Here is a 21,537-nt window from a genome sequence, read left to right as displayed (position 1 = left end):
CAGTTTCAGGCTGGCTGCAAGCGGAACACGCTGACGGCGTCGACCAAGCCGCCGGCCTGCTGCTTCAGGCTCTCGGCCGCGGCGGCGCTTTGCTCCACCAGCGCGGCGTTCTGCTGCGTTACTTCGTCGAGCTGCACCACGGCCTGGTTGACCTGGCCGATGCCGCTGGTCTGCTCGATCGTCGCACTGCTGATCTCGCCGATCAGGTCGGTCACGCGCTGCACCTGGCCGACGATGTCGGCCATCGTCGCGCCGGCGTCACCGACCAGGCGCGAGCCGGTCTCGACGCTTTCGACGCTGGCGCTGATCAGGGTCTTGATCTCCTTGGCGGCCTGCGCCGAGCGCTGGGCCAGGGCCCGCACCTCGCCCGCCACCACCGCGAAGCCGCGGCCCTGCTCACCGGCGCGCGCGGCTTCCACCGCGGCGTTCAGTGCCAGGATGTTGGTCTGGAAGGCGATGCCGTCGATCGTGCCGATGATGTCGGCGATGCGCTTGGAGCTGGTGGTGATGTCCTGCATCGTGCTGACCACCTGGGTCACCACGTTGCCGCCCTTGGCCGCCGCGGCGCTGGCCGAATGGGCCATCTGCGCCGCACTGCGGGCGGTGTCGGCGTTGTTCTTCACGGTCGAGTTCAGCTGCTCCATCGAGGCGGCCGTCTGCTGCAGGCTCGACGCCTGCAGCTCGGTGCGGCGGCTCAGATCGTTGTTGCCCACCGCGATCTCGACCGACGCGGTCTGCATCGTCTCGGCGGCCTCTTGCACCTGGCGCATCGTGCGGCCCAGGTCGTTGTTGACCTTCTTCAGGGCCTGCAGCAGGTTGCCCACCTCGTCGTGCGAGCGAACCGTGATCTCACGCGTCAGGTCGCCTTCGGCCACGGCCTGGGCCACCGCCACCGCCTGGTTCAGCGGCTGGGTGATGCTGCGCTGGATCAACCAGGCGATCAGCCCGCCCAGCACCAGGGCCGCCACCGACAGCACGATGATCAGGCTGACGGCGCGGTGGTAGGCCACGTCGGCCTGGTCGTTGCGCTGCTTCGATGCGGTCTTGATCGCCTCGATGACGTCGTCCAGCGCCTTGATCTGCGCCAGCTGCGCCGGGCGCACCTCTTCGCGCATGGCCTGGGCAGCGCCGGGCACGTCGTCGGACATCGACAGGTCGATCGCCTTCTCGATCGGTGCCTTGGTGGCGGCCAGCAAGGTCGAGGCCTTGTCGAGTGCTGCCTTGACCTCGGGCTCGATCGGCATCGCGGCCAGTTGCTGCGCCGTGCGGTCGTAGTCCGCACGGGCCTTCTTCATCTGGTCGAACTCTTTCTTCTTGAAGGCCACGTCGTCCTGCAAGACCGCATCGCGCAGGGCCATGCCCTGGTAGCGCACGAGGTCACGCATCGAGTTGGCCAGGCGCTCGGGCGCTTCGCCGGTCACGGCCTCCAGGTCGGCCTTGATGGCCGACAGGCGGCTCAGCGAGATGGCGCTGATGATGGTCATCAACACCAGCACGGCCGCAAAGCCCAGCGCCAGACGAGCGCCCACTTTCAGGTTCTTGAACATGGCAGTCTCCAACAACGACCTGGCGACCAGGCGTGCGGTTTGCAGATGACGGGTCGACGCTTACTTGGCGGTCACGCCGGCGTGCAGCACGCCGATGGGCTTGCCGGCGTCGAGCACCGGTGCGGCCACGTGCACGCTCGGGATCTGCGTCGACGTGTCGGGCTTGATCTCGCCGGCCGACCAGGGCTGGCCCTTGATCGCGTTGGCGAACACCGGGCGGGTGGCGTTGTTGAAGATCAGCGGGCGCGTGCTGGCACCCACCAGGTTGCCCTTCTGGTCGCGCAGCACGATCTTGTTGACCGTGTCGTCGGCCTGCTCCCACTTGGCGATCTGCAGGCTGACCTTGTTGCTCAGCGCCTGCTTGACGACGGGGTCGTTGTCGCTCAGCTCGATCCACTTACCGTTGCCCATGCCACCGGTGTCGTGCCCGTTGGCTTCGCGGACGGCCGCCAGCACCACCGGGTCCGCCGCCAGTTCGGTCAGGCGCTTCTTCGCCTTCTCTACCTTGGCGGCCACATCGGCGGGCAGTTCGCCGGCACGGGCCGGTGCCATCAGGCAAGCCAGGGTCGTTGCGGAAATGGCCATCAGCGCGGCCAGGCGCGTCACGTTCTTCATTGAGTTTCCCTGAAATATGAATTGACTGTCAGTGCGGCCGACGGATCGTTGCCGCCTTGCACCGAGCGGTGTATCGGCAAGTTTCAGCGCAGGTTGAGGGCAGCGATCGCTCGAAGTGGCGGCAATTTCGAGGCCAGCTGCAGCCGCCTGCGCCCACCCGTCCGGAAACAAGCCGAGAGGGTTTCGTGTGCGGAATTCCCTACACGGCCCATCAACACCTCCCCCTAGCCGTCGATGGCCAGGGGACGCCAGCACGGGCCCAAGACCCGCGCGGCGCTGTCAACCCCCGCAACCGACGCCGGCCCCACCGCTTGTCCCCGCTCTCGCCGAGCGGGCTGGCGGAGCTCGGCCCATTTCAGATTCAGAGAGGCCCGCAAATGAAAGTCTTCATGATTGGCACCCAGCGTTCAGGCTCCAACCTGCTGCGCCTGATGGTCAACCAAGCCCCCACCATCGCGGCGCCTCACCCCCCTCATGTGCTGGAACGCTTCACCCCGCTGCTGCGGGCCTATGGCAACCTGCAAGACGAGTCGAACTTCGAACGCCTGATCGACGACGTGGTGCGCCTGGTCGAGGTGAACCCGGTGTCGTGGGGCGTCACCTTCGACCGCGCGAACATCCGCGCACGCTGCCGCGACAACAGCCTGGTGGCGGTGTTCGGCTCGGTGATGGACCACATGGCCGAGAGCTACGGCAAGCCAGACTGGATGTGCAAGTCGCTGGCCAACGTGCACTTCCTGCCTGAGATCGAGCGCTACTTCGGTGCCGATGCGCGCTATCTCTATCTGTACCGCGACGGCCGCGATGTGTGCCTGTCGTTCCTGAAGGCGGTGGTCGGCGAGAAGACGGCCTACCACGTCGCCAAGCAGTGGGACGTCGAGCAGCAGCTGGCGCTGGACTGCGGCCGCCGCGTGCCGTCGTCGCAGTTCCTGGCGCTGTCGTACGAAGAATTGACGAGCAACCCCGAGTCGACGCTGCGCCTGCTGTGCCGCTGGCTGGGCATCGACTTCAGCCCCAAGATGCTCGACTTCCATGAGTCGGAAGAGGCCAACAAGACCGCCGCGTCCGGCAAGCTGTGGGAGAACGTCAAGAAGCCGGTGATGGCCACCAACACCAAGAAGTGGCTGACCGGCATGACGCCCGACCAGATCATCGATTTCGAGTCGGTCGCCGGTCGTTCGCTGGTGCAGCTGGGCTACGAGCTCGAGTTCGTCGGCCGCACCCAACCCGCCCGCACTTATGACGACGAGGCCAAGGCCGCGCTGGACGCCGACAACCGCCAACGCAAGGCCGCGGTGAAGGAAGAGCTGCCGCCGGAAGACCTGGCCGCCCGCAAGCCGCAGGAAGACCTGCTGGCTTCGGTGCGCGCACGCCTGGTCGCGGTCTGACCGTTGTGTGAGACTGGGCATGAGCGAAATCACCAGCACCGTCGAGGTCACGCCGCTGACTGCGTCTGTTCTTCCACCGCCGACCAAGGGCCGTTTGTTCGTCGACTGCGCCGTGCTGGGCCTGACGGCCTGGGGCGGCTTCATGGCCCTGCTGGCGCAAGCGCAGGAGCGCTTCGTCAAGCAGCGGCAGTGGTTGACTGAAAAGGAGTTTCTCGACCTGATCGCGCTGGTGACGATGTTGCCGGGCCCGCAGGCTGTCAATGCGATCGCGGCGATGGGCCACCGCGTGGCGGGCTGGGGCGGCTTTGCCGCGGCCCTGGCCGGCATCGTGCTGCCGGGCTTCGGCATCATCCTGGCGCTGTGGTACGGCTACTCGATGCTCAGCGGCCACCCGGGCGTACTGCGGGCCTTGACGGTCGGCGTGCTGGCGCCGCTGGCGATGATCCTCGCGCAAGCGGCCTTCAACCAGGCCAAGAAGGCCGCGCCCGGGGTGAAGGAGAAGATGCTCGCGGCCACGGCCACCGTGCTGCTGCTGGTGATCCCGTACTGGGCCGCGCCGATCTATGTGCTGGCGTTTGGCGCAGCGGTGTCGATGCTCTTCTGGCCGGCGCCCAAGCAGGCTGAGCAAGGCCCCGGCCGGCGCCTGACGCCGCTGGAGATGCTGCTGTGCTTTGCGCCGGTGGGGCTGGCGGTGTTCCAGCTGGTGCCGGCGCTGTTGCCCGATGCGCTGGTGGCGCAGGTCGGCCTGGCCTTCGCGGGCCTGGGCACCACGCTATTCGGCGGTGGGCTGGTGATGATCCCCTTGCTCGAAGGCTTCATTGTCGACCACCTGAAGTGGCTCGACCATGCCGGCTTCAGCGCCGCGCTGGCGGCCAGCCAGCTGACGCCGGGGCCGATCCTGAGCGTGGCCACCTTCACCGGCATGCAGGCCGCCGGCCTGGCCGGCGCGGTGGCGGCCACGATCGGCATCTACCTGCCCACGGCGCTGATCAGCGTCGGCGTCAGCGGCGTGGCCGATCGGCTGAAGGGCTCGCGCCGCTTCCAGCATGCGATGGCCGGCGTGCGCTGCGCGGTGGTCGGCCTGATCGCCGGCGCGGCGATCTCGCTGCTGATGAAGATGCCGTTCAAGGCCGTGCCGTGGCAGACCGTGGCGCTGGTGGCCGCGGCCTACGTCGCCGTCTGGCGCTTCAAGCAGCCGCCCTACATCTCGCTGCCGATCGGCGTGGCACTGGCCTGGTTGCTGCTGTGATGCGTCGCTGATCGGGGCCGGCCGCCCCGCTCGGTATCACCGTGCCAACGAGGCGCATGGGTTCACGCCGCCCGTGGCCACGCCATCAGCCACCTGCCACAGCCCGGTGCCCAGGCTGTAGTTGCGGCCGCCGTTGTTGTCCCAGGTGCCGTTGCCGTTGTTGAACACCGTCTGCCAACCGGTCGCCTGGCCGAGGTTGACGGTGTAGACATCCCAGCCGGCGCAGGCCGGGCTCATCGGCACACCCGGCACCGGCGTCCAGCTGCCGCCGTTGGGCGCGTAGTGGATGTTCACCACCGACCAGCCGCTGGGCACCTTGTAGTACACCGTGGCCGAGTTGCCCGACGCGGTGGTGACCTGCGTCGCGGCAGACGGTACCGACTGGTTGCCGGCGGCGTCTTCGGCCTTCACGGTGTAGCTGTAGGTGGTCGACGGCGTCAGGCCGCTGTCGTCGAAGCTCAGGCCCGCCGACGTGCCCACCTGGCTGCCGTTGCGCAGCACCAGGTACTTCGCAACGCCGTAGTTGTCGCTCGCCGCCGTCCAGCCGAGCGTCAGCGTGTTGCCGGTGACGCCCGACGCCACCGGCGCGCCAGGCGCGGTCGGCGCCTGGGTGTCGGGTGCGCGCGTGGTCACGTTGCGCGCCACGCTCTTGGCCGACTGGTTGCCGGCCGCATCGTAGGCCGCCACCTGGTAGCTGTAGGCCGTTTGCGGCGTCAGGCCACTGTCGGTGTAGCCGGGGGTTGGCGTGGTGCCGACCGCCGCGCCGTTGCGAAAGACCCGGTAGCCGGTCACGCCGACGTTGTCGCTCGACGCGGGCCAGTTCAGGCTGACGCTGCGATCGGTGAGCTGGCCGAGCGTCGGCTTGGGCGGCACGCTGGGCGGCGTGCTGTCAGTCAAGACAAACGGGTAGACCCCGGGCACCGTGCCGTTCACGTCTTCGGTGAAGCCCGAGTTGCCGCCGGGGCGGTAGGTGCCCGCACCGACATACACCTGCTGGATCTCCGAGCGCGTGACGTTGCCCGCCGCATCGGTCATCTTCACGTAGTAGTCGAGCAGCTGGTTGCGGTAGTCCGACAGGTAGGCGTAGTAGAGGTTGCCGATCTCCTGCGCCGGCACCACCTTCAACGTGTCCATCGTCGGCTGCACCCAGCTGACGCCGTTCATCACCGGCGTCATGTCGCGCATTTGCATCGGGTAGGCCTTCCATGCGCCCACCTTGCTCGGCGTGATGTTCAGCCCCGGCTTGCCGACCATCTTCTTCGGGCTGTAGACCTTGTAGGTGTCGTCGTCGTTGTCGATGGTGTTCTGGCTGTGCACACGCACCATCAGCCTGGCCGACGCGATGCCCGACACGTCGAAGCCGTAGGTGTAGACCGCGAAGTCCTGGCTGTAGTGCTGGATCGTCCAGCCCTCGGCCTTCGAGCCGTTGACCGAGCCCGGGTTGTACGGGTAACGCTGCGGCCACCAGACCGACGGGCCGGTGCGGTCTTTCGCCAGGTTGGCGCTGACATAGGGCTTGGAGAACGCGAGCGAGTTGTTGAAGGCCAGCGTCGGCTTGACCACGTCGTCCTTGTTCTCGTCGTAGTAGCCGAAGCCCGAGTCCATCGCCGGCAGCAAGAAATACCAGGCCAGCTCGGCCGGGTTGGCGCCGCCGGCATAGTCGGCCGCGGCGTTGCCCTTGACCGGGAACGACAACATCCACGGGTTCAGCTGGTTGCCGGCGTGGGTCACCTGCTGGTCCAGCGCGCTGGTCGGCGACCAGTGGTTCGGGTGCGCGTCGAGCCAGATCTGCTCGGCCGTCTTCGCGTAGTTGAGCGCCGGCTGCAGCAGCGCGAAGTTGCGCTCGAGGTAGTGCCAGCCGTGTTCGAGGCTGACGGTCGCGCCTTCGTTCTGGCCTTTGAGGTTTTTCTTCGGCGCCAGGTTCAGGCCGGTGGCCTGGTTGAAGGCATTGAACTGCCCTTGCCAGATCAGCGGCGGCAAATGCCAGTGGTACCAGGTCGGGTCGGACGAGCTGTCGCGCGTATCGACCCACGAGCCGTCTTGCACATGCTGCACGTCGCCATCGGGGATCGGGTGGGCCTTCAGGTACTCGTCGATGCCCTGGCAGAAGCCGTTGCCGGCGCAGGTGACGCGGTGGCCGTTCTGCCAGGTGTCCAGCGAGCCGGCGCGGCCGCCCGAGTTGTCGCCATCGTGCGCGACGACGAAGAACTGCCGCGGCTCCTGCGCGGTGTACGGCATCAGCTCGTCGACGGTCGTCGAGCCGTCCCAGCCCTCGGCCCACGAGCCGTTCTGGCTGACGGGGATGGCCGCGATTTTCGACACGGCGCCGGTGGCCGGGTCGACCGCGCGCACCCAGTGCGGCGTCGACGCGAACGGGAACTTGTTGACGATGACCTGCTGCTCGTGCGCCATGCCGTTGGCCACCCAGCTGCCGGTGTTGGCGGTGTTGCGCAGGTCCGCCCGGTTCGGTGGCGAGATCAGCGTGTCGCCGGTCGCGTCGTAGGTGCTGAAGGGGTAGTCCTTCAGCGTGCGCGAGAAGTGGTTGTTGCCGACCACCGCCCACTGCACGCCCATCTTCGCGAGCGACGGGATCAGGCGCTCCGAGAAGCCCAGCTCGGTCGGGAAGAAGCCGTGCGACGAGGTGTAGCTGCTGCCCAGGAAGTAGGGCTGCGCCATGGTCGCGCCGTGGAAGATCAGGTCTTTGAGAAAGTAGTCCGGCCCGACCAGCGGCCCCATCGTGTGGTGGCCGGTGAAGTGGATCAGGTCCAGCGTGCGGTGGCCATGGGTGGTGGGCAGGCCGTTGTAGGCCGTGGTCCACGAGGCACCCCAGTTCGGGTTGGTGTAGCCCGGCACGTTCTGCAGGTTCTCGAGGCTGTTGACGTTGTTGACCACCGCGCCGGACATCGTCACGTGGATCTGCCCGCTGCCGCCGGACCAGCTCTTGACCTCGCCCGCGTCCTGCTGCGGCCACCACTGGTAGGCGCCGGTCTTCGCGTCGGGCGAGTAGTAGTTCACCAGGTCGTCGTGCGGCATGATGCCGCCGCCCAAAGAGGCAGGCAGGTAGTAGCTGTAGCCCGGCGGCGGGCTCTTCTTCAGGTTGATGACCTGGCCGTCGTAGGTGTAGCGGATCGGCTGGCCAACCGCGGTGGCGTTGTAGGTGGCCGCCACGTCCACACCGTAGAACGGCCAGAAGTTCGGCATGTGGTTGTGATAGACGTGGGCCGCCGGGATGCTGGCGGCCGTTGCCGGCAACGGCTGGCCGGCCAGGGCAGCCACAGCGGCCACGGCCAAGGCATGGGGTACGAAACGAATGGGCATGGGCTCTCCCTTCCCGCCACGCGGGAATGCAGGTGTCAAGACGTGGGTCAAGGATCTGACGCGTTAGTTCGCAGACAACTCGCCGCTTCATGAGCAGCAAGCGCTGGGGCGCAGATCGGTGTGGCGTCAGGGGGCCGCAGCTGCCGGCTTGGGCGTCACGGCGGCGACTCTACTAAAACAAAACTACCGGCAACTCTTCGTTTTCCCTAGCCTGAGTCGCAGGGTTGCAACGGCTGTTTTCACAGGAGAAACCACGCTCGCTTCGACTACATCGTAGTTTCAATGTAGCCAGACTACAGACTCAACTCACACCACTCAGCGAGATGCCAGGTAGCGCTGCAGCCGCGCCACGCCAGCGTCCAGCCGCGCCGTGTCGCAGGCGTAGCACCAGCGCACGAAGCCCTCGCCCTCGGGGCCAAACGCGCTGCCCGGCGCGAGGCCCAGGCCGGCCTCGCGCACCAGCGCCTTGCACAGCGCGAGGCTGTGCTCGGCGCCGGGCATCGAGAAGAACAGGTACATCGCCCCCGGCGGCGCCTTGGCCTGCACCCCGGGCAGCGCCGACAAGGCCTGCACCAGGTGATCGCGCGAGGCGCGCAGGTCGCCTACCAGCTGCTGCACAAAGCTTTCGCCCTGCGTCAGCGCGGCGATGCCGGCCTGTTGCACGAAGACCGGCGCGCACGAGGTGTTGTATTCGATCAGCTTGCCGAGGTCGCCCATCAATGCGTCGGGCGCAACGATCCAGCCCAGGCGCCAGCCGGTCATCAGCCAGGCCTTGGAGAACGAGTTAACGCAGATGACGCGCTCGTTGCGCTCGGCGATGTCGAGGAACGACGGCGCTGCCGCACCATCGTCGGCATAACTCAAACGTTCGTAGACCTCGTCGGCGATGATCCAGATGCCCAAGCGCCGGCAATGGTCCAGCACCGTGCGCTGGTCGTCGCGGCTCATCACCCAGCCGGTCGGGTTGTTGGGCGAGTTCAGCAGCAGCAGCCGGGTGCCCGGCGTCAGCGCCGCCAGCAACTGGTCCATGTCGAGCGACCAGCCTTGTGCGCCGAAGCGCAGGCCCACCGTCTGCACGTCGGCGCCGAGGATCTTCGGGATCTCGACCAGGTTGGGCCACAACGGCGTGACCGCCACCACCTGGTCACCAGCGCCCGCCACCAGCTGTGTGGCCAGCATCAGCGCGCTGACGCCCGAGCTGGTCACCGCCACCTGGTCGGCGGTGGTCGGGCCGTGCAGCCGCGTCACGTAGCCGGCCAGCGCCTCGCGCAGCGGTGCGATGCCCAGGTTGTGCGAATAGAAGGTCGCGCCCTGCCCCAGCGCAGCGGCGGCAGCGTCGCGGATGAACTGGGGCGTCACCCGGTCGGACTCGCCGAACCAGAACGCCAGCACGTCGGGCACGCCCAGGCCCGCGTTGGCCACCTCGCGGATCTGCGACGAGCGCAGTGCGCGGACGTTGTCGCGCGCGTCAGCGGTGAGAAGACCTGAGGCAGCGGGCTGGTTCATGCGGTCCATCCATGGCGGTTGAGCCCCGATGCTAACGAGTGCCCCCAAGGTCCGGGCTGCGCCCAGCCCGTCCCCCCGCGGGGGATCAAGAAACTCGGGAACGGCCCTTCGTTTCTTGAGAGCGCAGCACTCAATTGCCTGGGCAAAAATAGCTGCCAGCCGAAGTCAGCTTTAGCATCCAGACCCGCCCCACCCACCGGAGCCTTCACCTGTGCGCGCCAGCCGCCTGCTCTCGATCCAGATGTTGTTGGAGACGCGCGGCCGCATGAGCGCGCGGGCACTGGCCGATGCGCTGGAGATTTCAGTCCGCACGCTGTACCGCGATGTCGACGAGCTGACGGCCGCCGGCGTGCCGGTCTACGCCGAGCGGGGCCGCGCCGGCGGCTTCGAGCTGATGCGCGGCTGGAAGACCACGCTGACCGGGCTGACCCCTTCGGAGGCGCAGGCCGTGTTCTTGAGCGGCCTGGCGGGGCCGGCGGCCGAGCTGGGGCTGGGCGACCATGTCGAGCAGGCGCAGCTGAAGTTGCTCGCCGCGCTGCCCGCCTCTTGGCGCGACGATGCGCGCCGCGTCAGCTCGCGCCTGTACCTCGACCCGATCGACTGGTACCGCGAATCACAGCCCCTGCCGCACCTGGCCACCGTGGCCACCGCGGTCTGGGACGAGCGGCCGCTGGCGATGCACTACGAGAGCTGGAAGCTCACCTCGCGCCGCACCATCCACCCGCTGGGCCTGGTGCTGAAGGCCGGTGCCTGGTACCTGGTGGCGGCCAGCGACGACAAGCTGCGCACCTACCGCGTGGCCAGCATCCTCGATGCCGAGTTGCAGCCCGGCGTGGTCAAGCGCCCCAAGGGCTTCAACCTGACCGAGTACTGGCGCCAGTCGGTGCAGCGTTTCGAGGCCGAGGTCTTCAAGGGCGAGGCCACCGTGCGCGCCACGGCCACCGGCCTGAAGAGCCTGTCGTACCTCAGCGCAGCGGTGGCCAAGGCGGTGGCCGCGGTCAACCCGCCCGAGGGCGACGGCGAGCGCGTCGAGCTGCGCATCCCGATCGAGACGATCGACCACGCCACCGGCCAGCTGCTGCGGCTGGCGCCCGAGGTCGAGGTGCTCGGGCCGCCGGCCCTGAAGCGCGCGACGATCGAGCGGCTGCGGCGCATCGTGGCCCTCTACGGTCTTTGACGCCCCCTCTGCTCAAGTCGGCGGCCAGTGGGCCGATAGAGGCGGCAGGGCCACCACCGGTGGCTCCGGCTCGTCATCTGTGGATCTCCTGCGTCTCTGTCTTCGCGTCACCCGCGCCCTGGGCTGGCCCTGCCGGGTGCTGACGGCGGCCGCCTGCCTGTGGCTGGGCGGCACCGCCACCGCGCAGGCCGCCCCCATCGTGTTGACGCCCGGCCAGGACCGCCTGGCCATCGCCGGCCAGGCCGAGCTGCTGGAAGACCCCAGCCACCAATTGCGGGCCGACCAGGTGCTCGCCCCATCGCAGGCCTGGCGGCCGGTGGCCACGCCGGTGCTGAACCTCGCGCATTCACCGTCGGCCTGGTGGCTGCACCTGCGCCTGGTGGGCGCCGCCGGCGCCGCGACCACGCGCGTGCTCGAACTCGACAACCCGCGGCTGGACGACATCGAGGTGCATGTGCTGCACGCCGGCGGCGCGGCCAGCCACTACCGCGCCGGCGACCAACGCCCCTTTGCCGACCGGCCGATCGCCTACCACGGCTTCGCCTTTCCGCTGGCGGTGTCGGCCGGCGAGACGGTGGACGTGCTGGTGCGGCTCGATTCGCGCGACGGCTTTCTCGGCCTGCTGCCGATCAAGCTGTGGTCGGAGCAGGCGTTTCAGCAGGCGATGCAGCGACACACACTGCTGTGCGGCCTGTACTACGGCGCGCTGTTGATCCTGCTGCTGTACCACCTGTGCTTGCTCGGCAGCACCCGGCACGCAGCGTTTGGCTGGTATGTCGGCTACCTGTTCTGCCTGGTGGCGACGCGCTTCGCCTTCGAGGGCCATGCGGCGCAGTACCTGCAAGGACTGCCGCCGCTGTGGATCAACCAAGGGTTGCTGGTCAACTACTCGATGAGCGTGGTGCTGTTCGGCGCGATGCTGATCGCCAACGTCAAGCCCGCGCTGGCCCGGCGGCCGTGGCTGCTGCGGCTGTGCTGGGCCGTGGTGGGGCTGAACGCCCTGCCGGTGCCGATGGCGCTGGTCGGCTCGTACAGCGGCACGCTGAAGCTCGCGATGCCGGCCACGATGGCGAGCATCCTCTTCGCGATGGGGCTGAGCATCTGGGCCTGGCGCCAGGGGCTGCGCCATACCCGGTTCTTCCTGCTGGGCGCGGCGTGCATGCTGGTGGGCCTGATGGCCGAGCGCATGCGGCTCGAAGCCACCTTGCCCGATCACCCGCTGCTGGCCTATGGCGTGGCGATCGGCTCGGTGCTCGAAGCGCTGTGCATTGCCATCGCACTGGCCGAGGGCATGAACCGGATGAAGGCCGACAAGCTGCTGGCCGAGCGCCAGGCGCTCGAAGCCGAGACACGCCTGAACAACGAGCTGGGTCAGCTGGTGCGGGCGCGCACGCGCGAGCTCGAGGCCGCCAACCAGCGCCTGACCACCTTGTCGATCACCGACGAATTGACCGGCGCCTTCAACCGCCGCCATTTCCAGGACCAGCTGGCCTACCGCCTGGCCCATGTGCGGCGCGAGGGCGGCGCGATCGGGCTGTGCCTGTTCGACCTCGACCACTTCAAGGGCTACAACGACCACTACGGCCACCCCGCCGGTGACGAGGTGCTGCGGCGCGTCAGCGCCACGGTGCAGGCCTGCCTGAAACGATCGACCGACCGGCTGTTCCGCGTCGGCGGCGAAGAATTTGCCTTGCTGCTGTCGGGGCCCGACCGCTCGCACCTGCTGGGCTTTCTGGACGAGGTGCGGCGCTCGATCGAGGCGCTCGGCATCCCCCATGCCCAGCACGGAGCCGGCGTGGTGACCGCATCATTCGGTCTGGCCTGGTGCGACCACGCGGCCACCGCCGAGACGGACGAAGAGGCGCTGTACCGCTGCGCCGACGAGTTGCTCTACCGGGCCAAGGCACGCGGCCGCAACCGCGTCGACAGCGCCGAGGTGCCGGGCGCCCTCGCGCAGCACCAGGCCGGTTGAGGCTCGCCGCCGCCCGGCGCGGCGTCAATACGGCATGCCCGGCACCTTCAGGTCGACCTTGAAGACGCCGCGACCGTTGCCCTGGCCCATCGCGGTGATGAACAGCGTCTTGCGTTTGGCGCCGCCGAAGGCCACGTTGGTGACACTGCCGGCGCCGGCGGGCATCGGCAGGCGGTCGATCTCCTTGCCCGAGGGGTTCAGCACAATCACATCGGTGCTGGTGACGTAGAGGTTGCCCGCGCAGTCGACCACCATGCCGTCGGCGCCGCCGATCTGGCTGGCAAAACGCTTCGCCGGCCCGACCGACCCGTCGGCCGCCACCGCGTACTTGTACAGCCCGTCGAGTGACGACAGGTACAGCGTCTTCTCGTCGGGTGACAGCGTGATGCCGTTGGGCTGCGAGCGGTTGGCGTCGACCACCAGCGCCTTGTGCGAACCGGGGGCGACGCGGTAGACACGCGTCTTGGCCTGCGGCGGCGGGCTGGGCGCCTGCCAAGTCGGGTCGGTGAAGTAAAGCGTGCCGTCGCTGCGAAACGCCAGGTCGTTCGGCGAATTGAACCGTTGGCCCTGGTAGCTGGCCACGATCACGGTCGGCTCCTCGCCGGCGGCGCCGAAACGCACGATTCCACCCACTTTGTGGCTCGCGCCGTAGAGCTTGCCGGCCGCGTCGGTGGCCAGGCCATTGGTGCCGGCGGTGGCCGAGAACACCACACCGGGGGTGTCACCCGTGATCTGCAACACCCGCGACGGCGGCGGGTTGGCGCCCTGGCCGAACTCGCTGACATACAGCGAGCCGCCCAGCCACACCGGGCCCTCGACGTTGGCATTCAAGTTGCCGTTCTGGTTGAACGCGTCGCGCGGCAAGGCGTTGTCGAGGTGGGTGATCTGCGCCCCGGGTGGCACCGGGTGGCCGAACGGGCCGGCCGGGCACGACCAGCCGGCATGCGCCTTGCCCACCATGCCAGCCAGCGAGGCCATCGCGACCAAGGCGCCGACTGTCATCGCCCGCCTCGGCGGGTTGCGAGCGGGGTTCGGGGGCATGAGCTGGTGGCGGGCGTCGGTCATCGGTGGTGTCTCCTCGGTTCGCGCCGCGGCCAGCGCTGGAAAGGGCGCGGTCAGCGCGCCCAGGGAGTTCAACGATAGCGCGTCAGGCCGTGACGCATCACGCGACTCATCGCACCAGCGCGGGTGTCGATGTCCGCACCGTGAAACAAAAGGAACAGACTTTGCCGCACCCCGCCCCAGCTGGGCCCGACTCGGCCCCCGCCCCCATGGCACCGGAGCCGTCGGCACCACCCCCTGGCGGGCCCGTGCGGGCCGAGAACGCCGCCTTGCCCGAATGGCCGCTGCCCGAGCCGCAAGACTGGCGCTACCTGTTTGAGGCGAATCCGCTGCCGCTGCTGGTCTACGACCTGGCATCGCTGCGGATCATGGACGTCAACGCCGCGGCCTGCAGCGTCTATGGCTACGGCCACGACGAGTTCTGCGCGCTGACGATCCGCGACATCCGGCCGGCCGAAGACGTGCAGTACGTCGAAGAATCGGTGCGCCGAATGCCGCGGTCCAGCCGCTATTCGGGGGTCTGGCGCCACCTGACCAAAGACCAGCTGCTGATCTACGTGGAGATCAATTCGCGCGAGCTGCTCTACCAGGGCCGGCCGGCGCGGCTGGTCTGCCCGGTGGACGTGACGCAGCGGGTGCACGCCGAGACGACGCTGCGTGAACGCGAGGCCGAGCTGAACCGCGCGCAGGGCCTGGCGCAGCTGGCGCATGTGGTGACATCGGAAGTCGGCTGGTTCGAGAACTGGTCGGACACGCTGCACCAGCTCGCCGGCTGCGAGCGCGCGAACCTGCCGCGCAGCCTGCTCGATTGGTCGCAGCTGATCCACCCCGACGACCGCGACACCTTCTTGCAGACGATGGCCGTCGGCGCGCTGCCGGCCAGGCGGGTCGATGTGGAGTACCGGCTGCTTCAGGCGTCGGGCGCGCAGATCCATGTGCACCAGACGATCGAGCCCCTGGCCAGCGGCGCGGGCGACGGCCAGCGCCATTGGTTCAACACGCTGCAGGACGTGACGGCGCAAAAGGCGATGGCCGCCCACGCGCAGCGCCTGAACGAGGTGCTCGAGCGCCGCATCCACCAGCGCACCGCCGAGCTCGAGCGCTCGAACGAGGCGCTGGCCGCGGCCAAGGCGGCGGCCGAGCAGGCCAACCGTGCCAAGTCCGATTTCCTGTCCAGCATGAGCCATGAGCTGCGCACACCGCTGAACGCCGTCATCGGTTTCGGCCAGTTGCTGGCCGCCACCGGCGGCAAGCCGGCCAGCGCCGAGCAGCACGCGGGTTATGTGCGCCACATCGTCGAGGCCGGCCAGCACCTGCTGCTGTTGATCAACGAGTTGCTCGACCTGGCGCAGATCGAAGCCGGCAAGGTCAACATCCAGCTGCAGGCGGTGGCCCTGGCGCCGTTGCTGGACGAATGCGTGCGCATGATGGAGCCGCTGGCGGCCACCCGGTCGGTGCAGCTGCACGCGCCGGCCGCTTGCGAGCTGCTGGCCGTGGCCGACCGCGGCCGGCTGAAGCAGGCGCTGATCAACCTGCTGTCCAACGCGATCAAGTACAACCGGCCTCGCGGCGAGGTCCGCATCGTCTGCACCCGTGCGCACGAGCTGTGCCTGCGCATCGAGGTGCAAGACACCGGCGCCGGGCTGCTACCGGCGCAGATCAGCGCACTGTTCCAGCCCTTCAACCGCCTCGGCCAGGAGACCGGCAAGACCGAGGGCTCGGGCATCGGCCTGGTGTTGACGAAGCGGCTGGTCGAGCTGATGAACGGCGAGATCGGCGCGAGCAGCACGCCGCAGGTCGGCAGCGTGTTCTGGATCGAGCTGCCGGCCGCGGCCGCGCCGCGCGCATCGACAGGCAGTGCCCCGGAACACGCCACGCCGGCCACCGCGCGCCAGGCGCAGGAAGACGAGCCACCGCTCACCGCGCTGTGCGTGGACGATCACCCGGCGAGCCAGATGCTGGTCGAAGAGATCCTGCGACACCGCCCGAGGCTGAAGCTGCTGAAGGCCGACAACGGCCAGCTCGGCGTCGAGATGGCGCGCGCCCACCGGCCGGCGGTCATCTTCATGGACAACAACATGCCCGGCATGAGCGGCCGCCAGGCGCAACGCATCTTGCGCAGCGACCCACGCACCGCACACATCCCGATCATTGCGCTCACGGCCAGCGCGATGGCGGGTGATGTCGACAGCGGCGTGGCGGCGGGCTTCTTCCGCTACCTGACCAAGCCGGTCGACGTGGGCCAGTTGCTGGCGGCGGTCGACGATGCCTTGGGCCACACGCCGCCGCCCGGCCCTCGGGCGTAGCGCACGCGCGCCAAACCGGTGTCCGAATCCGGCGCGACAAGCCGCGCCGCCGCCGGCACATTGAGGCACTTGACCCGTTCAATGCTTCATCAGGAGTCGGCATGCACCAGCGGCAAGAACCCGCGATCCTCTACTTCGGCACCCCGGTGGTCGTGATCAGCACGATCAACGACGACGGCAGCCCCAACCTCGCCCCGATGTCGTCGGCCTTCTGGCTCGGCTGGCGCTGCGTGCTGGGCTTGGGGGCGGCCTCGCAAACGGCGCGCAACCTGCAGCGTGAGCGCGAGTGCGTGCTGAACCTGCCGTCGCAACACGAAGTCGGTTTCGTCGACCGGCTGGCGCTGACGACCGGCGCCAACCCGGTGCCGCCGGCCAAGGCCGCGCGTGGCTATCGCCATGCGCACGACAAGTTCGCCACATCGGGCTTTTCACCCGTGCCGTCAGAGACGGTGGCGCCGCCGCGGGTGCACGAATGCCCGGTGCAGTTGGAGGCCGTGGTCGAGGCCGTTCACGGCGTCGGCGACGACGACGCGATGCTGCGCGGCCGGGTGCTGAACATCGAGGTGCGCATCCAGCGCGTGCACCTGCACCCGTCGATCCTGATGCACGACCGCCCCGACCATGTCGACCCCGACAAGTGGCGGCCGCTGATCATGAGCTTCCAGAAGTTCTACGGCCTGGCCGACGGGCAGTTGCACACCTCCGCGCTGTCCTCGATCCCCGAGGCGATGTACCGCAGCCCCGACGTGGACCGGGCACGCCGGGCCGACACCTCGGCCACGCCCGCCTGAACCTGCGCAAAGGTCGCGAGGCGACCACCGAGACCGTCGCAGCCAAAGCGGCCGGGCAAGAAAAAACGGGCTAGACGCCGAAGCATCTAACCCGTTGATCCATTTCTTATTGTTTGGTGCGGCTGGCAGGATTCGAACCCACGACCCCTTGGTTCGTAGCCAAGTACTCTATCCAACTGAGCTACAGCCGCTGAGCCATGCACTATAGCATGGATTTTTCTTTTGTCTCAACTTTCGTGTTGCGATGCACTAAGGCGACACCGAATCAGTCGATCGCAGCCGCGCGCTGGTCGTAGCTGTGGGCGTGTTCTTCGTGCCCTTCTTCGCGCGCGATCGCGGCCAGGCAACGCAGCGCTTGGCGGCGCACCGGCGACGGCAGGCTCGATGCCGACGCGGTCTGCTCCAGCGGGCGGCGGGCCTTGCCCCACAGCTGGCGGTCAGCGAAGGCCATGCCGGCCGCGGCCACCAGCGCAGGCTCGTGGCCGTGCACCGCGAGCGCAGATTCGATGCGCGGCAACCAGTCGCTGCCGACACCGGGCGCGCAGTCGACCAGCGCCAGCGCGAGCTCGCGGCGCGCATCAGGGCCGGCGGTGGCGATCGCGTCCCACGAGGGCTGTAGCCAGGTGCGCCCCTGCGCGGCATGGCCCATCGATTGGGCGCGGCGCGCGGCACGCGCGACGACGAACGCGTCGCGCCGGTCGTCGGCATCGAGTTGCGACCAGACGCGGCGCAGCTGGTCGAGATCGAACGCCTGGTCGATCGCCTCGATCGCCAGCGAGCGCAGCAATGACTGGGCGGCCGGCGCCGAGAAACCCTGGTGCTTGGCCAGCAGGCGCGCGGTCTGCAGGGCGTCCAGCGGGCGGCGCTGCTGGCGCGCGGCCTGCAGCTTCAGGCGCAGGGCCTGGGTGCGGCGCGCCACGCCAGGTGGCAGCTCGGCCAGCAGCGCGAGGCCACGTTCGGCGTCGCGGTCTTCGAGCGCCCACTCGGCGCTCAGCAGTTGCAGGCCGTCGAACGCGGTGCCGCTGCCGATGCGCCCACGCACCAGGGCCAGCGCCGCGTTGACGTGTTCGTCGCGGGCCTTCTTGTCTTGCAGGCGGTGCAGGCCCGAGGCCGCCACCATCTCGGCCAGCACGGTGAACTGCAGGTCGCTGCGCAGGCCGCTGCTCAGCGCCTGCAGGTCGAGCGCGCGCTGGGCCGCACGTTGCGCCCGCGCATAACGCGCGGCGAACAGCTCGGCCAGCGCCTCGCGCAGCGCGGCACCGGCAGCGCGCTCACGCTTTTGCTCGCGCCATTCGCGCGCCCGGGTCGGCAAGCTCAGCAGCGACTGGGTGGCCTGCAAGCCGGCGAAGACGATGAAGACTGCCGCCAGCAGCACGAACAGGAACAGGTTGAGCGAGAGGTCGACCCGCACCGTGCCGTAGAACACCGACACCAGCGCGTCGTTGCGCCCCAGCACCGTGGCGGTGACCACCGCCGCGGTGAACAGCAACACCAGCCAGATGACCGAGCGCATGCAGCCTTCGCCCTTGCTAGCGCCCGGCCGAGGCCGCAGCCAGCGCGGCCAGGGTCTCGTCGGGTCGGGGCAGGTTGACCTGGCGCGTCTGCGAGGCCACCTGGCGCAGCAGTTCGGACGTGGTGTTGACGCGTCGCGAGCTGCGGTCGAAGTAGCGCTCGAGCGAGGTCTGCGCCTGCGCCAGGTCGCTCTGCGCCTGATCGAACTGGCGCGACAACAAGGCCAGCCGCGCATTCAGCAGGCGCAGCTTGAGGTTCTCGCGCAGGAAGTAGGCCTGCTCGGGTGCGACCAGCATCGCCTCGGGTTGGTCGATGCGCGTCACGCGCACCAGCGAACGCACCTCGGCCCAGGTTTCGGTGGCCACACGCTGCCAGGCCTGGTCGATCATGCCCAGCCAGTCTTCTGCCTGGCGCCGCACGGCAGAGGCGGACGGATCTCGCATCGGCGCCGAGGCCACCGGGGCTGGCGCCACCGCCGCCTTGCGTTCGGGGTTCACCAGCATCGGCAATTCATCGACCTGGCGCACCGCCTCGTCGAGCTTGATCGACAGGCTGGGCACATCGGCCACCGTGACGGCGCGGGCACGGTCGAGGTCGCGCGCGACCGCGCGGCGCACCCGCTCGAGCCGAGGCTGGTTGTAGCGCGCCAGGCGTTCATCGGCCTGGCGCAGCACCGCCACCATCGGCTCGGCACTGCCGGTGATGGCCGACTGCTGCTGCGCCACGCGCAGGCCCGCTTCGACGTCGGCCAGCACGTTTTCATCGCGCGAGCGCGACAGCGACTGGATCAGCTCTTCGACCTGCGTGCGCTGCAGCGCCGATTCGGCCACCCGGGCCTCGACCAGCGCCAGCTTGGCCGCGACATCGGCGGCCGCGTCGTGCGCCTGGCGCGCCAGCAAGCGCGCTTCGGTGGACTGATCCTGGCTGCTTTGCTGGCGCCGCACCAGCTCTTGTTCGAGCGACTTGACACGCTGCTGCGTGCTCCACACCAGCGATAGGCTGGCGACACTCAACACGGTCAGCGCCAACGCCCCCAGCGGCCACATCAGGCTGCGCGCGGGCGAAACCGCCGGGCTCGGCGGGGGGGCCACGGCAGCCGCAGCAGGCGCCGCGGACACCGGTTCAGTGGCGCCGGGCACCGGCGTAGACGAGGGCAATTCAGGGGCGTTCACGGGTGCGCGGATTGTATCGACGGGCCTTGTTCACCAGAGGTGGGCGCGGCTTCTGCGCCACAGTGCCTGGGCCATGGCGCAGCCAAGATGAGCGTCTAGGCAGACAGCGTGCCCAGGGCCTCGGCCACCGCCTCGGGCGTCGGTTTCAGCTCGATCACCTGGCCAAAACCCAGTGCGCGTGCGCGCTCGGCAATGCGGGGGTGCGAGGCCATGGCCAGCGCGCCAGACCAGTCGGCGCCGGGCGCCAGGGCGGCCAGATGATCGATCGACTCGGAGCTGCTCAGCAACCAGGCATGGGCGGCGGGTTGCGCCAGCGCACGCGCCAGCAAGGCCTGTTCGTCGGGATTCAGGCGGGGCGCACCGCGCGCATACGACTGGACGAAGCCGACCCGCGCGCCGGCCGCGCGCAGCTGCGTGGCGAGCCAGTCGCGCCCGCCCTCGCCGCGAACAATGCCCACGCGTTGGCCGGCCCAGTCACGCATCGGCGCCAGCACGGCCCACAAGGCCTCGGAGTCGAACTGCGCCGCGTCTTCGGGCGGCGCGACGATCAACCCCGGCGGCACGCCCGCGGCGCGCAGCACGGCCACGGTGCCGGGGCCGGTGGCGGCGGCCAGTGCGCCCTCGGGCCAGCGCCAGCCGGCCGGCAAGGCATCGAACAGGCCACTCGCCGCGTTCGGGCTGACGAACATCACCAGCGCAGCCGGCTGGAACGGGCCGCCGGCCGCGAGGCCGGCAAACCACAGGCGCAGCGCCGCGGGGTCGGGCGCGGGGCCGATGTCGATCAGCGGCAGCAGCTCGGCCTGCACGCCCAGCGCACGCAGCCGCTGCTGCCAGGCCGCACCCTGCGCCCGCGGGCGCGTCACCAGCGCACAGCGGGCCGGCGCGGGGGTCGGGCTCATCCGCCCAGCGGGGCCAGGTAGCGCGACGCGCCGGCGTCGCGCAGGCGCCCCGCGGCCAGCCGGCCCAGCGCCTCGGCCGCGTCGGTGTCGGCCACCTCGGCCTGCATCTCGGCCTTCAGCAAGGGCAGCAAGGTGTTTTCGGCATCACCCAAGGCGACCGCCAGGTGCATCTGGCCCGGCGATGGCCAGGTCGCATGGGCCGCCAGCGGCACCGAGCAGCTGCCGCCGAGCGAGCGCGACACCGCGCGCTCGGCGTGCGTGGCCAGCCAGGTGGGCGAGTGGCTCAGCCGCGCCAGCGCTTGCTGCAGCGGCTCGTCGTCTTCGCGCACCTCCAGGCCCAGCGCGCCCTGCCCGGCCGCCGGGATCATCTGCACGACGTCGAACAGCGCGCGGATGCGATTGGCCAGGCCCAGGCGCTTGAGGCCGGCGGCCGCCAGCACGATGGCGTCGTAGCCGCCTTCGTCGAGCTTGCGCAGCCGGGTGTCGAGGTTGCCGCGCAAGGGCTCGATGCGCAGGTCGGGCCGCAAGGCCTTCAGCTGCACCACCCGGCGCAGGCTGGACGTGCCGACGCAGGCGCCCTGCGGCAAGGCGCTCAACTGGTCGTAGTGGTTCGAGACGAAGGCGTCGCGCGGGTCTTCGCGCTCCAGGATCGCCGCCAGCGCAAAACCGGGCGGCAGGTCCATCGGCACGTCTTTCAGCGAATGCACCGCCAGGCGGGCGTCGCCGTTCTCGAGCGCGGTCTCGAGCTCTTTCACGAACAGGCCCTTGCCGCCGACCTTGCTCAGGCTGCGGTCGAGGATCTGGTCGCCGCGGGTGGTCATGCCCAGCAGCTCAGCCCGCAGGCCCAGCTCGGCGGCAAGGCGGTCGCGCACGTGCTCGGCCTGCCACAGCGCCAGGCGGCTTTCGCGGGTGGCGATGACGACCGTGGGTTCGGCGGACGCGGGGGTGGGGGCGGTGTTGACGGGCATGGGCGAATTATGGCCACCCGGGGCGGCGCGACACGACCGTGATTTATGCGTCGGC

General features: G+C 69.3%; 15 protein-coding genes and 1 tRNA gene. 6 read left to right on the top strand and 10 right to left on the bottom strand.

Going from position 1 to position 21,537, the window contains the following annotated elements:
• Positions 1-5: 5 nt before the first annotated feature.
• Together ACE3SG_RS16170 and ACE3SG_RS16165 are read right to left on the bottom strand one after the other, a co-directional pair.
• Entirely contained in the window at positions 6-1,547 is a 1,542-nt protein-coding gene (locus ACE3SG_RS16170; RefSeq protein ID WP_374566629.1) for a methyl-accepting chemotaxis protein, read from the bottom strand.
• A 60-nt stretch (positions 1,548-1,607) separates the two neighbouring features.
• Positions 1,608-2,162: a hypothetical protein gene (locus ACE3SG_RS16165; RefSeq protein ID WP_374566626.1), complete on the bottom strand. Its 555-nt coding sequence runs from the start codon at positions 2,160-2,162 to the stop codon at positions 1,608-1,610.
• 377 nt (positions 2,163-2,539) lie between these two features.
• Between ACE3SG_RS16165 and ACE3SG_RS16160 the strand changes: the two genes are divergently transcribed.
• The gene (locus ACE3SG_RS16160) at positions 2,540-3,550 is read left to right on the top strand and encodes a sulfotransferase (RefSeq protein WP_374566624.1); all 1,011 of its coding nucleotides are present in this window, start codon (positions 2,540-2,542) and stop codon (positions 3,548-3,550) included.
• A gap of 19 nt (positions 3,551-3,569) precedes the next feature.
• The gene (gene chrA, locus ACE3SG_RS16155) at positions 3,570-4,799 is read left to right on the top strand and encodes a chromate efflux transporter (RefSeq protein WP_374566622.1); all 1,230 of its coding nucleotides are present in this window, start codon (positions 3,570-3,572) and stop codon (positions 4,797-4,799) included.
• A 36-nt stretch (positions 4,800-4,835) separates the two neighbouring features.
• On the opposite strand, the gene ACE3SG_RS16150 is transcribed toward chrA, so the two are convergent.
• Together ACE3SG_RS16150 and ACE3SG_RS16145 are read right to left on the bottom strand one after the other, a co-directional pair.
• Positions 4,836-8,117, bottom strand: coding sequence for a carbohydrate binding domain-containing protein (locus ACE3SG_RS16150; protein ID WP_374566621.1), 3,282 nt, complete (start codon positions 8,115-8,117; stop codon positions 4,836-4,838).
• A gap of 315 nt (positions 8,118-8,432) precedes the next feature.
• Positions 8,433-9,623, bottom strand: coding sequence for a pyridoxal phosphate-dependent aminotransferase (locus ACE3SG_RS16145; RefSeq protein WP_374566619.1), 1,191 nt, complete (start codon positions 9,621-9,623; stop codon positions 8,433-8,435).
• Between the two features lie 211 nt (positions 9,624-9,834).
• On the opposite strand from ACE3SG_RS16145, the gene ACE3SG_RS16140 reads away from it, so the two are divergent.
• Together ACE3SG_RS16140 and ACE3SG_RS16135 are read left to right on the top strand one after the other, a co-directional pair.
• Positions 9,835-10,800 carry a helix-turn-helix transcriptional regulator gene (locus tag ACE3SG_RS16140; protein WP_374566617.1) on the top strand — a complete coding sequence of 322 codons (966 nt, stop codon included), beginning with the start codon at positions 9,835-9,837 and terminating at the stop codon, positions 10,798-10,800.
• Positions 10,801-10,879: 79 nt separating this feature from the next.
• On the top strand, positions 10,880-12,772 hold the full coding sequence (locus tag ACE3SG_RS16135) for a diguanylate cyclase (protein WP_374566616.1): 1,893 nt from the start codon (positions 10,880-10,882) through the stop codon (positions 12,770-12,772).
• A 24-nt stretch (positions 12,773-12,796) separates the two neighbouring features.
• Here the strand turns inward: ACE3SG_RS16135 and ACE3SG_RS16130 are convergent, their stop codons facing one another.
• Positions 12,797-13,774: an SMP-30/gluconolactonase/LRE family protein gene (locus tag ACE3SG_RS16130; RefSeq protein ID WP_374566614.1), complete on the bottom strand. Its 978-nt coding sequence runs from the start codon at positions 13,772-13,774 to the stop codon at positions 12,797-12,799.
• A 308-nt stretch (positions 13,775-14,082) separates the two neighbouring features.
• Between ACE3SG_RS16130 and ACE3SG_RS16125 the strand changes: the two genes are divergently transcribed.
• Complete coding sequence (locus tag ACE3SG_RS16125) at positions 14,083-16,140, top strand: ATP-binding protein (RefSeq protein WP_374566612.1); 2,058 nt, start codon at positions 14,083-14,085, stop codon at positions 16,138-16,140.
• 101 nt (positions 16,141-16,241) lie between these two features.
• Complete coding sequence (locus ACE3SG_RS16120; protein ID WP_374566609.1) at positions 16,242-16,931, top strand: flavin reductase family protein; 690 nt, start codon at positions 16,242-16,244, stop codon at positions 16,929-16,931.
• A 114-nt stretch (positions 16,932-17,045) separates the two neighbouring features.
• Here the strand turns inward: ACE3SG_RS16120 and ACE3SG_RS16115 are convergent.
• The 5 genes from ACE3SG_RS16115 to hemC all read right to left on the bottom strand — a co-directional run bounded on the left by ACE3SG_RS16115 (position 17,046) and on the right by hemC (position 21,482).
• Positions 17,046-17,122, bottom strand: a tRNA-Arg gene (locus tag ACE3SG_RS16115).
• 74 nt (positions 17,123-17,196) lie between these two features.
• On the bottom strand, positions 17,197-18,444 hold the full coding sequence (locus ACE3SG_RS16110) for a heme biosynthesis HemY N-terminal domain-containing protein (protein WP_374566607.1): 1,248 nt from the start codon (positions 18,442-18,444) through the stop codon (positions 17,197-17,199).
• Between the two features lie 16 nt (positions 18,445-18,460).
• Positions 18,461-19,534: a uroporphyrinogen-III C-methyltransferase gene (locus ACE3SG_RS16105; protein WP_374566605.1), complete on the bottom strand. Its 1,074-nt coding sequence runs from the start codon at positions 19,532-19,534 to the stop codon at positions 18,461-18,463.
• Between the two features lie 176 nt (positions 19,535-19,710).
• Positions 19,711-20,514, bottom strand: coding sequence for a uroporphyrinogen-III synthase (locus tag ACE3SG_RS16100; RefSeq protein WP_374566604.1), 804 nt, complete (start codon positions 20,512-20,514; stop codon positions 19,711-19,713).
• Positions 20,511-21,482 (bottom strand): hydroxymethylbilane synthase, encoded by a 972-nt coding sequence (hemC, locus tag ACE3SG_RS16095; RefSeq protein ID WP_374566602.1) that lies wholly within the window; start codon positions 21,480-21,482, stop codon positions 20,511-20,513. Before hemC ends, ACE3SG_RS16100 begins: the two co-directional genes overlap by 4 nt.
• Positions 21,483-21,537 lie beyond the last annotated feature (55 nt).

It is taken from the genome of Ideonella sp. (genome assembly GCF_041914305.1).
Lineage (GTDB): Bacteria > Pseudomonadota > Gammaproteobacteria > Burkholderiales > Burkholderiaceae_C > Ideonella.
This window is presented reverse-complemented; position numbering and strand designations above follow the sequence as displayed.

Excerpts from the sequence above, each read along its gene's own strand:
- ACE3SG_RS16170 (WP_374566629.1), bottom strand. The coding sequence starts at position 1,547 with ATGTTCAAGAACCTGAAAGTGGGCGCTCGTCTGGCGCTGGGCTTTGCG.
- ACE3SG_RS16165 (WP_374566626.1), bottom strand. The coding sequence starts at position 2,162 with ATGAAGAACGTGACGCGCCTGGCCGCGCTGATGGCCATTTCCGCAACG.
- ACE3SG_RS16160 (WP_374566624.1), top strand. The coding sequence starts at position 2,540 with ATGAAAGTCTTCATGATTGGCACCCAGCGTTCAGGCTCCAACCTGCTG.
- chrA (WP_374566622.1), top strand. The coding sequence starts at position 3,570 with ATGAGCGAAATCACCAGCACCGTCGAGGTCACGCCGCTGACTGCGTCT.
- ACE3SG_RS16150 (WP_374566621.1), bottom strand. The coding sequence starts at position 8,117 with ATGCCCATTCGTTTCGTACCCCATGCCTTGGCCGTGGCCGCTGTGGCT.
- ACE3SG_RS16145 (WP_374566619.1), bottom strand. The coding sequence starts at position 9,623 with ATGAACCAGCCCGCTGCCTCAGGTCTTCTCACCGCTGACGCGCGCGAC.
- ACE3SG_RS16130 (WP_374566614.1), bottom strand. The coding sequence starts at position 13,774 with ATGACAGTCGGCGCCTTGGTCGCGATGGCCTCGCTGGCTGGCATGGTG.
- ACE3SG_RS16120 (WP_374566609.1), top strand. The coding sequence starts at position 16,242 with ATGCACCAGCGGCAAGAACCCGCGATCCTCTACTTCGGCACCCCGGTG.
- ACE3SG_RS16110 (WP_374566607.1), bottom strand. The coding sequence starts at position 18,444 with ATGCGCTCGGTCATCTGGCTGGTGTTGCTGTTCACCGCGGCGGTGGTC.
- ACE3SG_RS16100 (WP_374566604.1), bottom strand. The coding sequence starts at position 20,514 with ATGAGCCCGACCCCCGCGCCGGCCCGCTGTGCGCTGGTGACGCGCCCG.
- hemC (WP_374566602.1), bottom strand. The coding sequence starts at position 21,482 with ATGCCCGTCAACACCGCCCCCACCCCCGCGTCCGCCGAACCCACGGTC.